Origin of the sequence: Frigoribacterium sp. R86507 (genome assembly GCF_044597695.1) — a bacterium.
In the GTDB taxonomy this organism is placed as follows: domain Bacteria; phylum Actinomycetota; class Actinomycetes; order Actinomycetales; family Microbacteriaceae; genus Frigoribacterium.
Genome location: NZ_CP139002.1, coordinates 1,748,042 through 1,760,661 on the forward strand (window position 1 = coordinate 1,748,042; position 12,620 = coordinate 1,760,661).

Sequence of the window (12,620 nt, forward strand, 5' to 3'; positions counted from 1 at the left end):
CGCCGGGCCGGCCCGGCCCGGCCCAGCGCGGGTCAGGCGTCGAGCAGGCCGCGGATGTCGTCGGCGGTGAGTGCCGCGCTGAACACGGCGTCGTCGTCCATGACGGCGTCGAAGAGCTGCGACTTCTGCGCCTGGAGGGCCAGCACCTTCTCTTCGATGGTGTCGTTGGCGATCATCCGGTAGACCATGACGTTGTCCGTCTGGCCGATGCGGTGCGTGCGGTCGACGGCCTGGGCCTCGGTCGCCGGGTTCCACCACGGGTCGAGGATGAAGACGTAGTCGGCCTCGGTGAGGTTGAGCCCGAACCCGCCGGCCTTGAGGCTGATCAGGAACGCCGGGGCGTCGCCCGTCTTGAACCGGTCGATCACCTCGCCCCGACGCCGGGTCGACCCGTCGAGGTACTCGAAGGCGACCCCGCGTCGTTCGAGTCGCGCGGCGACCTTGTGCAGGAAGGTCGTGAACTGGCTGAAGATCAGGGCACGGTGCCCCTCGGCGACGACGTCCTCGAGTTCGTCGAGCAGCTGGTCGAGCTTCGCGGAGGGGATGTCGTCGTAGGCCTCGTCGACGAGCGACGCGTCGAGGGACAGCAGTCGCAGAAGGGTGAGCGACCGGAAGACGATGAACCGGTTGCGGTCGAGGTCGTCCATCAGGCCGAGCAGCTTCTGCCGTTCACGCTGCAGGAAGGCGTCGTAGAGGTCGCGGTGCGCGGGGTCGAGGTCGACGCGCAGCACCTGCTCTTGTTTGGCCGGCAGGTCGGAGGCGACCTGCTCTTTCGTGCGGCGCATCATCAACGGTCGGATGCGCTTGCGCAGCTTCTGCAGCAGGTCGGGTGCCTCACCCGTCGCGATCGGCTTGACGTAGTCGTCGGCGAACCGGACGCTGCTGCCGAGCAGACCGGGCGCCACGACGTGCAGCAGCGACCACAGGTCGGTGAGGCTGTTCTCGAGCGGCGTGCCGGTGATCGCGAGCTTGAACGGCACGTCGAGGTCGACCGCGCAACGGTGCGCCTGCGAGGCGCGGTTCTTGACGAACTGCGCCTCGTCGAGGATCAACCCCGCCCAGCCCTCAGCCTGGTACGCGGCGAAGTCGAGGCGGAACAGTGCGTACGAGGTCACGACGACGTCGGCGCCCTGCGCGAGGTCGTGCACCGACCCCCGCCCGCCCTTCGCCTGGGTGGCGGTCACGGCCCGGACGGTCAGCCCCGGGGTGAAACGTGCGGCCTCGGCCACCCAGTTGGATACCACCGAGGTCGGAGCGACGACGAGGAAGGGTGCGGACGGGTTGCTCGGACCGTCCGACACGGCGGCGTCTGGGGACGCGGCGGCGTCGCCGGCCCGGGCTCGTTCGGTCTCGCGCACGTGTGCGACGAGCGCGAGTGTCTGCAGCGTCTTGCCGAGCCCCATGTCGTCGGCCAGGACGCCACCGAGTCCCTGGTCGTGGAGGAAGGCGAGCCAGGCGAACCCCTCGTGCTGGTACGGGCGCAGGGTCGCGTCCACCGCGGCCGGCACGGGGATCGCCGTGGCGGCCTCGAGGCCGCCGGCGTCGGCGAGGGCCAGGAGCCCACCGACCGCCTGCTGCCACTCGGCGGCGGGGAAGGTCTCGTCGGCGAGTTCGTCGAGTTCGGACCAGAGACTCGCCTGGTAGCGGTTGATGCGCGGGGCGACCTGCCACTCGTCGAGCGCCGACGCCTCGTCGATCAGTCTCTTCAGCTCGTCGAAGGCGGGGTGGTCGAGGGAGAGGTAGGAGTGGTCGACGAGCAGCAGCTTCTTCCGCCCCTTCGCGAGGGCGGTGATGAGCGGTGTGAAGGGGACGGTCCGTCCCTCGACGGTCACCAGCACGCCGAGGTCGAACCAGTCGCGCTTGTCGGTCGGCATGGTCGTGATGGTCAGACGTGGCTCGTCGGTCAGCTCGCGGTAATCGGGTCGCGTGCCGACGAGGTCGACCTGCAGGTCGGTTCGCGCCTCGAGGGCGGGCAGCGTGCCGGTCGCGAACTCGGCTGCGGTCACCCCCTTCAGCACCTGATCGCGGGGGACGACGTCGAGCTCGCCCAGGTCGGGGACGGGGGAATGCGCCGTCAGCGGCCGCAGCGTGCCGTCGATCGTCCACCCCCACGTCAGGCGGATCGCCTGTCCCTTCTCGAAGGCGACCGTGAGCGTCAGCACGGGCGGCACGATCGTCGGGAACTCGATCGAGGCGTCCGAGCTGACGACGTCGACGCGCCGGCGAAGGGTCGGGTAGTAGTCGCGCAGGAACTCGTCGGAGTCGGCGGCCGGCACGACCACCTCGGGCGTGACGGTCAACAGCCGGCGTTGCTCGTCGTCGAGCGGAGCCGCGGTCGGCGCGAGGGTGAAGGTCAGCGCGGGTTCGTGGGCGACGCACCACACCCCGTGGTCGGCGATCACACCGGTCGACTCGGCACGACGAGCCACGCCGTCGACGGTGACCCCGGCGGTCAGCAGCATCGAGCCGTCGTCGCCGCGCACCGCGTCGACGGTGACCCGGGCCTCGTCACCGACGAGGACGTCGGTCGAGCGCTTGCCCGTCACGAGCGAGATGCCGAGGCGCTCGGCCTCGGCCAGCAGCGGCCAGAGCAGGGGGCTGCCGAAGTCGTCGACGAACAGCCAGTCGGCGTCGCCCGGCGTGTAGGTCGAGACGGCCGACCGGTGCAGGGCCGCGAACTGGCCGAACCAGGCGTGGTGCTCGGGCTCGATGGCGAGCCGGTTGAGCTGGTAGGGCAACGACGACCAGGTGAGGTTGCCCCGCACCCAGTTGCCCGTGCCGCTCAGGGTGACCGGCCGCACGCCGAGTCGCTGCACCGTCGGTCCGCCCTGACGCCGGGCGGAGGGCGCGACCGCGCGCCCTCGGGTCGAGTGGGCCCGGTCGCGCAGTTCGAACAGCAGACCCATGCGCGTCGTCCGGGCCGAGGAGGCGCGGGTCGGCTGCCCGATCGCCCCCACCGTCGACCGCCAGTCGGCCACGCCCGTGCCGGGTCGTGCAGCGCCCAGCGCGGTCACGCCCCCGGTCGTCAAGTCGTCGACGGTGGGTGTCGGAGCACTGCGATCGGCCACGGCCCGGGAGTTGCTCTGCAGCAGCGTCGCCGCGACGTGCTTGCAGTCGCCGCCGATCGGGCAGGTGCACCGGCTGCGGACCGGTCGGCTGTACTCGCCGCGGGTCGCCCGCAGGTCGACGACGACCTGGTACGGCGTCGACTCGGCGCCCTGGACGGTGCCCTCGAGGCGCTCGTCGGCCGGGTGCCATTCCGTGGTGAGCACGGCCGCGTCGCGGACGTACTCTTTGGCCCGGTTGAAGGCACGGGGCCCGACGAGCCGGATGACGTCGACGGCGTCGACCAGCGGCACGGCCGTCGAGTGGACTTCGTCGTCGTCGGCGTCACGAGTCGCGGTGCCGTCGCCGGCGACGAAGCCGCCGTGCACGTCGAACTCGTCGCCCAGGTCCATGTCGCCCATGATGTCAGCCGCCGCCGACACCTCGGGCTCCGTCCACAGGTGCCGGGAACGTCCACACGGGCCCATGGCCCGGCCCGTCGTCCCGTCCCCAGGGCCACGGTGCTCCACACCCCGGTCGGGTGGCTAGGTGTGCGGGCGGAGCGGTGCCACACTTGACCCGTGCGGTTCACGCCGCACCCCCGACGGCGCAGCAGGCGGTCCGCACCATCCCCGCTCACCCCTGTCGTGCCACCCCCGCATCGTTCCCGCCTCACCGGCATCGGGCCGTCGTCGCCCCGGTGTCGCTCACCCTGCCCCCACGCTCGAAGGGATCGGCACCCCGTGTCCTCCGCCACGCCCCGCGACGCCTCGCGACTCGCCCACCTCGACGCCCTGCTGTTCGACCTCGACGGCGTCCTGACGCCGACCGCCGAGGTCCACATGCGCGCGTGGTCTCGCCTCTTCGGCGAGTACTTCGCGGCGCACGACCTCGCGCCCTACACCGAGGCCGACTACTTCGAGCACGTCGACGGCCGCCCGCGGTACGACGGCGTACGTGCCATGCTCGCCGCCCGCGACGTGGTCCTGCCCGAGGGCTCGCCCGACGACGGCCCCGACACCGAGACCGTCTGCGGACTCGGCAACCGCAAGAACGCGGCCTTCGCCGCCGAGCTCGCCGAGAACGGCGTGACGCCGTACCCGGGGTCGGTGGCCTTCCTCGACCGGGCCATCGCCGAGGGAGTCCGCGTCGCCGTGGTCTCCAGCTCGCGCAACGCCGTGCCGGTGCTCGAGGCCGCGGGTCTCCGCGACCGGTTCGACGTGATCGTCGACGGTGTCGTGGCGGCGGCCGAGGGCATCACCGGCAAGCCGGCACCCGACACGTACCTCGAGGGCGCCCGCCGCCTCGGTCTCACCGCCGACGACTGCGTGGTCGTCGAAGACGCGCAGTCCGGTGTCGAAGCCGGTCGTCGTGGTGCCTTCGGCCTCGTCCTCGGGGTCGACCGCGGCACGGGCGCGCAGACCCTGCTCGACTTCGGCGCGGACCTCGTGGTCGACGACCTCGGAACGTTGGTCGAGGCGCTCGACCGAACCCGCGCCTCCTCGGCTCCGAACCCCGACCAGGCGACACCGGGCACCCCCTCGACCAGCACCAGCACCACCGGCACCACGGAGGCACAGTCGTGAACCACATCACGTCCGACCCGCTCGACCGCTCGCGGTTCCCCGTCGACGAATGGGCCTTCGTCGAGGACGAGTACATCCAGGGCGACGAGGGCCTCACCGAGACCGTGTTCGCGGTCGGCAACGGCTATCTCGGCATGCGCGGCAACCCCGACGAGGGTCGCGGCGGCCACTCGTTCGGCACCTTCGTCAACGGGTTCCACGAGACGTGGCCCATCCGGCACGCCGAAGAGGCCTTCGGGTTCGCCCGGGTCGGCCAGACGATCGTCAACGTGCCCGACGCGAAGGTGATCCGCCTCTACGTCGACGACGAGCCCTTCGTGCTGTTCGAGGCCGACATCCTGCGCCACACCCGGCGACTCGACTTCCGCGACGGCGTGCTCGTCCGCGAGATCGACTGGCGCACCCCCTCGGGCAAGCGCGTCCTCGTGACGAGTCGTCGCCTGGTCAGCTTCGAGGACCGCCACCTCGTCGTCATCGAGTACGAGGTCACGATGCTCGACTCGTCGGCGTCGCTGCTCATCTCGAGCCAGATCCTGAACCGCCAAGACCTGGGCGACCAGTACCACGCCGGCATGCGTGCCGCGGCCGAGGCCTTCGACCCGCGCAAGGCCGAGTCGTTCGAGGACCGCGTGCTGCAGCCCGTGCTCAAGCGCGACGGCGGCACGCGGGCCGTCCTCGGTTACCGCACGACGAACTCGGGCATGACGATCGCGGTCGGCGCCGACCACCGCATCGAGACCGACGCCGAGTGGGACCAGTCGTCGCAGATCGACGACGACATCGCCAAGCACGTCTACCGGGTCAAGGCCCAGGCCGGGCAGAAGGTCCGCCTGGTCAAGACGATCAGCTACCACACGAGCCGCGGCGTACCCCCGCGCGAGCTGGCCGACCGCTGCGACCGCACGCTCGACCGGGCCGGCGAGACGCCCACGTCCGAGATCTTCGCCCACCAGCGCTCCTGGCTCGACGACTTCTGGCAGCGCAGCGACGTGCAGGTGGCCGGTCAGCCCGAGATCCAGCAGGCCGTCCGGTGGAACCTCTTCCAGCTCGCCCAGGCCACCGCCCGCACCGACGGTCAGGGCGTCGCCGCCAAGGGCGTGACGGGGTCGGGCTACGGCGGCCACTACTTCTGGGACACCGAGATCTACGTCCTGCCGTTCCTGACGTACACGTCGCCGAACGTCGCCCGCAACGCCCTGCGCTTCCGCCTCGGCATGCTCGACGCCGCCCGCGACCGGGCCGTCGAGTTGAACCAGCGAGGCGCGCTGTTCCCGTGGCGCACCATCAACGGGCTCGAGTCGAGCGCCTACTACGCGGCCGGCACGGCGCAGTACCACATCGACGCCGACATCAGCCATGCGCTCAGCCAGTACGTCCAGGCGACGGGTGACGAGGACTTCCTGCAGAGGGGCGCCGTCGACATCCTCGTCGAGACCGCCCGCCTCTGGGCCGACCTCGGCTTCTGGCGCTCGAACGGCGACCAGCGGTTCCACATCGACGGCGTCACCGGGCCCGACGAGTACACGACCGTCGTCGACGACAACCTCTACACGAACGTCATGGCGCGGGCGAACCTTCGAGCGGCCGTCCGGGCGGTCACCCGCTTGAAGGACGACTCGCCGGTCGCGTTCGACCGCATGGTGGCCCGACTCGGCCTCGAGGAGCACGAGATCACCGGCTGGCAGCTCGCGGCCGAGGCGATGCACATCCCGTACGACGACCACCGGGGCATCCACCCGCAGGACGCCCAGTTCCTCGACAAAGAGCTCTGGGACCTCGAGGCCACCCCGGCGAACAAGCGTCCGCTGCTGTTGCACTACCACCCGCTGGTCATCTACCGCTTCCAGGTGCTGAAGCAGGCCGACGTCGTGCTCGCGCTGTACCTGCAGGGCGACGAGTTCACGCCCGAGCAGAAGCTGCGCAACTTCGAGTACTACGACGCGCTGACGACGGGCGACTCCACCCTGTCCGGCGTCGTGCAGTCGATCATCGCGGCCGAGGTGGGCCACCACCAGCTGTCGCAGCAGTACTTCCTGTCGTCGCTGTACGTCGACCTGGCCGACCTGCACAAGAACACGTCCGACGGCGTGCACGTCGCGTCGACCGGTGGCATCTGGAGCGCTCTCGTCAACGGCTACGGCGGCATGCGGGACTGGCTGGGTTCGATCACCTTCGACCCGCGCCTGCCGGCCGACTGGGACGAGCTCTCGTTCCGCGTCGCCGTCAAGGGCAGCCGCCTTCGGGTGGACCTCGCCCAGCACGAGATCGTCTTCACGATCGAGACGGGTGACACGGTGACGGTGTCCGTCCGCAGTGAAGAGGTCCAGGTGACCCCCGACGCCCCGGTGCGGGTCGCCCTCGACGGTCAGGGTCCGCGCATCACGACGCGCGTCCCCACGACGAGCGACCTGCGCGGCCTGATGCGGGCCGACGGCTCGGTCATCACGGCGTCGATCCCGACGATCAGCGTCGACCGCTACGACGAGGACGAAGCCGCGTCCTGACCGACGCGACGCCCGTCGCGCAAACGACCCGCGCCTCCCCGGCCCCGAGGGCTGAGGAGGCGCGGGTCGTCTGCGCGAGCGGGTCGCGTCAGTGCACGGGGACCGGCGCGTCGACGGCCGGCGAGGCCGAGGCGTCGATGTCGTCCGACTGTTGGACACGGCGACGGAACAGCAGGGCCGCGACCACCGCGCCGACGGCGAAGAACCCGGCTCCCCACCAGTACGCCGTGGCGTAGCCGGTGACGGCGGCCTCGGCCGCGACGGCTCCGGTCGCGGGCAGGTGGTCGGCGACGTAGTTCGCCGCGGCGGTCGCCGCCAGCGTGTTGAGTAGTGCCGTGCCGATCGACCCGCCGACCTGCTGGCTCGTGTTGACCATGGCCGAGGCGACGCCCGCGTGGCCGCGGTCGACGCCGAGCGTGGCGGTCTGGATCGACGCGGGCATGATCGAGCCCATGCCGAAACCGAGCACCATCAGGGCCGGCAGCACGTCGGCGGCGTACACGCTCTCGAGGTCGAGCCGGGTGAGCAGCAGCATGCCGATCACGCCGAGGGTCATGCCGAACGGCACCATGATCTTGGGCCCGAAGCGAGGCACGAAGAGGTTCGTCGACAGCTGGGCCGCGAGCACGAGCATCGCGATCATCGGCAGGAAGGCCAGGCCGGTCTTCGTCGGCGTGTAGCCGAGCGAGGTCTGCAGGTAGTACGTCACGAACAGGAAGATGCCGAACATGCCGGCGCCCGCGATCGTCACGGACGCGTAGGCGGCCCCACGGTTGCGGTCGAGCACGATGGACAGGGGTAGCAGGGGGTGCTCGGCGCGGCGCTGCCACGCGACGAACGAGGTCAGCAGCACGACGGCCGCCGCCAGGAAGCCCCAGGTCAGGGGCGAGTCCCAGCCCTGGGTCTCGGCGTTCGAGAAGCCGTAGACCAGCGAGAAGAGCGCACCCGAGACGAGCAGCGTGCCGGGCACGTCGAGCTTCGGGCGCGGGCCGGTGCGGGTGACGTGCGACACGAAGATCGCGGCCCCGACGATCGCGACGGCCGCGATGACGACGTTGATGTAGAGGTTCCAGCGCCACGACGCGTACTGGGTCAGGAACCCGCCGAGCAGCAGGCCGATGGCTCCGCCGGCACCGGCGATGGCGCCGAAGACGCCGAACGCCCGGGCGCGTTCCTTCGGGATGGTGAAGGTCGTGGTCAGCACGGCCAGGGCGGTCGGGGCGAGCAGCGCGCCGAACGCACCCTGCAGTGCGCGGGCGAAGACGAGCAACCCGAAGGAGCCGGCCGCTCCGCCGAGGGCCGAGGCCAGGGCGAAGCCGATGAGGCCGATGATGAACGTGCGCTTGCGGCCGATCAGGTCGCTGACGCGGCCGCCGACGAGCAGCAGGCTGCCGAAGGCGAGTGAGTAGGCGGTGATGATCCACTGCCGGTCGCCGTCCGAGAAGCCGAGGTCGGTCTGGGCGGCGGGCAGGGCGATGTTCACGACCGTCGAGTCGAGCACGACCATCAGCTGGGCGAGGGCGACGGTGGTGAGGGTCCACCAGCGGCGTGACGACGGCGGGGTGGGGGAGGACGAGGAGGCGCGGATCGCGCCGTCAGGGGAGGTGGAGGCCTGAGACATGAGCGCGAGCATATACGAGTCTCGCCAGTTTCGGATACAGGCAGTTTCGTAAACATCCGATGTAGAGTCACCCCCATGACCGACAGGGAAGGCGCGGCGACGACGCCCGCCGAGAGCGACCCCGCGACCCCCTCGCGACCGGGTCGCAAGCGCGACCACAGTCGCGACCCCGAGATCCTCCGCTGCACCATCGACGTGCTCGCCGAGACCGGCTTCGAGGGCATGACCATCGAGATGGTCGCCGCTCGTGCCAAGGCCGGCAAGGCCACGCTCTACCGCCGCTGGGCGTCCAAGGGCGAGCTCGTCGTCGACGCGGTGGCCTGCCTCAAGCAGGGCGCCGTCGACCTCGACGGCCTGCCCGACACGGGCACGCTGCGCGGTGACCTCGTGGCCATGATCAAGCCGCACAGCATCGACGACGCCGAGAAGAAGATGCGCGTCATGGCGGGCGTCGTCACGATGCTCTCGACGACGCCCGAGCTGGCCGAGGCCGTCGACGCCGCGATCGTCCAGCCCCGCGCCGAGGCCAACCGGCTGCTGCTGCGACGGGCCCTCGAGCGAGGCGAGATCGCGGCCGACACCGACATCGAAGCGCTCGCCCTCGTCACCCCGTCGATGGTGTCGTACCGCGTGCTCGTCCTGCGGAAGCCCGTCGACCGCGACTACCTCGTCGGGCTCATCGACGGTGTGTTGCTGCCCGCCGCGGGGGTGCGCCAGACCGCTCGGGTCTGACTTCGCGGCCGACCGGGCCCGCGCCTCCTCGGTCCTCCCCTCGGGTTCCGTTCATGTGAAATCCTCATGAAGAGGCGGGCAGAACCGGGTCACGCCCGTACTGTGCAGGCATGAGCGCAGAGCTGACGCTGGGGGCAGAAGAAGAGCTGCACCTGATCGACCTCGAGACGAAGCGTCTGTCGGCCCGTGCACCGCACCTCCTGACGCGGCTGCCCGCCGACCGCTACGGGGCGGAGTTGCAGCGCACCACGATCGAGACCAACGTGCCCGTCGTGACCACGCTCGACGACCTGCGGCGCGAGATCCTGACCCTCCGTCGCGACCTGGTCGAGGTGACCACCGTCGAGGGGCTCGCCATCGGCGCCGTGGGCACGGCCCCGCGCAGCGAGTTCGCCGACTTCGAACTGACGACGACCGGACGCTACGGACGCATGCACGAGCAGTACCGCCTGCTCGTCGACGAGCAGCTGATCTGCGGCCTGCAGATCCACGTGGGGGTGGCCGACCGCGATCTCGCCGTGCAGATCGCCGGGCGGATCGCCCCCGTGCTGCCGGCCCTGCTCGCCCTGAGCGCCAGCTCGCCCTACTGGAACGGACAGGACACCGGCTACGCAAGCATCCGCTCGCTCATCTGGCAGCGGTGGCCGAGCGCCGGGGCGACCGGGCCGATGGCCGACGCCGCCGAGTACGACCGGCTGCTCGCCGACCTGATCGGATCGGGCGTCATCGCCGACAGCGGCATGGCCTACTTCGACGTCCGTCCGTCTAGTCACGCGCCCACCCTGGAGCTGCGCATCTGTGACGCCTGCCCGCTGGTCGACGACGCGGTGCTGATCGCCGGTCTCTACCGCGCCGCGGTGCGTCGGGCCGAGACGGACGTCGAGGCCGGTCGCCCCGCCGAGCACCGGGCGGCCCCGCTGCACCGCGCCGCGATGTGGCAGGCGGCGCGCAGCGGGCTCGGTGGTGAGCTGCTCGACCTCGAGCAGCACCCGTCTCGGCTGCCCGCAGCCGAGGCCGTCCGGCAGCTCGTGACACGGTTGCGCCCGCAGCTCGAGGAGTTCGGCGACTGGCAGACCGTGAGCGATCTCGCCGAGGCCACGCTCGCCCGCGGCAACTCGGCCGACCGGCAGCGCGCCGCCTTCGCCGAGCGGGGACGGCTCGACGACGTGGTCGACCTGGTCGTCCGCGAGACGCACGGCCCCGCCGCCGGGCTCGACGCCCCGGCGCCGACCCTCGTCGGGTACCGGTTCCGCGCCGGCGACGAGGCGATCGGTCCGGGGCTGCACCCACGCCCGGCCTACCGTGACGTCGCCGGGTTCTTCCAGGAGCTCGGTGCGACCGAGGCGCACGCCCGAGCCGTCGCACGCGACGCCTGGTGCGAGCGGGCCGGTCTCGGATTCGGCGTGGGCGGCGACCACCGCGCGTTCCACTGCGACCTCGTGCCCCGCATCGTCACGCGGCACGAGTGGAGCCGGCTCGAGGCCGGTCTGACGCAGCGGGCCCGGGCGATCGAGGCGTTCCTCCGCGACGCCTACGGTGAGCGTCGGGTCGTGGCGGACGGCGTGCTGTCGCACGAGCAGGTCGTCGGGGCGGCGGGCTGGCGGGACGAGGCCGCCCGGCTGCCCGCGGACGCCGTGCGGGCCGCGGTGCAGGGATTCGACCTGGTGCGCGACGAGCTGGGTGGTTGGCGGGTGCTCGAGGACAACGTCCGGGCGCCGAGCGGGGCCGCGTTCTCGATCGCGGTGCGACGCCTGCTCGACGAGGTGGTGCCGGACGCTCCGCGGCCGGCGGGACTGCTCGACCCGACGAGCGTGTTCGCGGTGCTGCGGGCGACGCTGCTGGCGCACGCCGCGCCTCCTCGGGGTGGCGGCGATCCGGTCGGCGCGGTCCTCAGCGAGGGCCCCACGAGCCCGGCCTGGTACGAGCACCGCACCCTCGCCGAGGGCGCGGGGCTGCTGCTGCTGCAGGCCGACGACGTCGAGGTGCAGGAGGCGCGGGTCGTCGACCGCAGGACCGGCACCGTCGTCGATGCCCTCTACCTGCGCCTCGACCGCGAGCTCGTCGACGTGCACGCGCCGCACGACCCGTTGCTCGGCGAGCACCTCATGGACGTGGCGGCGGCGGGCGGTGTCGTGCTGGCCAACGCCCCCGGCAACGGGCTCGCCGACGACAAGGCGATGTACTGCGCCGTGCCCGACCTCATCTGGTACTACCTGGGGGAGCGTCCGCTGCTCGAGTCGGTCCCGACCTACCGGACCGGCGACCCGGCCGAGCGGATCGCGGTGCTCGACCGGGTGGGCGAGCTCGTCACGAAGCCGGTCGACGGCGAGGGTGGTCGGGGCGTCCTGATCGGGCCCTCGGCGAGCGCGGCGGTCGTGGCCGAGCGTCGGGCCGACATCGCCCGTGATCCGTCCGGCTGGGTCGCCCAGGAGGTCGTGAGGCTGTCGTCGCACCCGACCCTGACCTCGACAGGGCTGCAGCCTCGGCACGTCGACCTGCGCTGTTTCGTCTACCTCACCGGCACCGGGGCGGGCGAGAGCGTGCTGGCCGACCTGGGGCTCACCCGCGTGGCGCCCGAGGGCAGCATGATCGTCAACTCGTCACAGGGCGGGGGCGCGAAGGACACCTGGATCGTCGGCGGCTGAGTCGCCGGGGAGACGTCGGAAGACGTCGGAAGACGTCAAAAGGCGTCGGGAGGCGCGGTGTCGGCCCGTGCCCCGGCACCGGTCAGAAGGGTCCGGCGGCCTTCGCGATCGCGTCGAACAGGGCGGTGGTGTCGTCGTCGCGGCGCTTGACCGACGTGCCGATCGTGCCGCCGGGGGAGTGGACCTCGGCCGAGACCCGGGTGCCCTTCTCGGACGCGGTGAAGTCGAGGCGGACGGTATCCGCGCCACCCGCCGAGGCCGACCGGCGCAGCAGCGTGGCCCCCGTCTCGTCGGAGTCGCCCAGCGAGAACGTCGGACTCGCCTGCAGGGCCCGACGCACGAGACCGGGCAGCATCGCCACCGGCAGCTTGAGGTCGAGCGTCGCCCGGGTCACCTCGGGGTCGCCTCGGACGATCTGGGGTCCACGCGTGTCGGCCATGGTCGGAGCGTAATGCCGACGGGCGGCTCCGTCGATCACCCTGGGCGG

General features: G+C 71.6%; 7 protein-coding genes. 4 read left to right on the forward strand and 3 right to left on the reverse strand.

Annotated features, from left to right (window positions below; translation table 11 throughout):
- Positions 1–32 precede the first annotated feature (32 nt).
- Positions 33–3,467 carry an SNF2-related protein gene (locus SJY14_RS08325; RefSeq protein ID WP_396598671.1) on the reverse strand — a complete coding sequence of 1,145 codons (3,435 nt, stop codon included), beginning with the start codon at positions 3,465–3,467 and terminating at the stop codon, positions 33–35.
- Between the two features lie 321 nt (positions 3,468–3,788).
- Here SJY14_RS08325 and SJY14_RS08330 point away from each other — a divergent pair, with 321 nt between their 5' ends.
- On the forward strand, positions 3,789–4,631 hold the full coding sequence (locus tag SJY14_RS08330; protein WP_071255414.1) for an HAD family phosphatase: 843 nt from the start codon (positions 3,789–3,791) through the stop codon (positions 4,629–4,631).
- Positions 4,628–7,135 carry a glycoside hydrolase family 65 protein gene (locus SJY14_RS08335; protein WP_396598672.1) on the forward strand — a complete coding sequence of 836 codons (2,508 nt, stop codon included), beginning with the start codon at positions 4,628–4,630 and terminating at the stop codon, positions 7,133–7,135. Before SJY14_RS08330 ends, SJY14_RS08335 begins: the two co-directional genes overlap by 4 nt.
- An 88-nt stretch (positions 7,136–7,223) precedes the next feature.
- Here SJY14_RS08335 and SJY14_RS08340 read toward each other — a convergent pair whose 3' ends face one another.
- The gene (locus tag SJY14_RS08340) at positions 7,224–8,756 is read right to left on the reverse strand and encodes an MFS transporter (RefSeq protein ID WP_071255513.1); all 1,533 of its coding nucleotides are present in this window, start codon (positions 8,754–8,756) and stop codon (positions 7,224–7,226) included.
- Positions 8,757–8,831: 75 nt separating this feature from the next.
- Between SJY14_RS08340 and SJY14_RS08345 the strand changes: the two genes are divergently transcribed.
- Both SJY14_RS08345 and SJY14_RS08350 read left to right on the forward strand, forming a co-directional pair.
- Entirely contained in the window at positions 8,832–9,488 is a 657-nt protein-coding gene (locus SJY14_RS08345) for a TetR/AcrR family transcriptional regulator (RefSeq protein WP_071255416.1), read from the forward strand.
- Positions 9,489–9,598: 110 nt separating this feature from the next.
- Positions 9,599–12,133, forward strand: a complete 2,535-nt coding sequence (locus SJY14_RS08350; protein WP_396598673.1) for a glutamate--cysteine ligase — start codon at positions 9,599–9,601, stop codon at positions 12,131–12,133.
- An 82-nt stretch (positions 12,134–12,215) separates the two neighbouring features.
- Here the strand turns inward: SJY14_RS08350 and SJY14_RS08355 are convergent, their stop codons facing one another.
- Entirely contained in the window at positions 12,216–12,572 is a 357-nt protein-coding gene (locus tag SJY14_RS08355; protein WP_396598674.1) for a hypothetical protein, read from the reverse strand.
- Positions 12,573–12,620 lie beyond the last annotated feature (48 nt).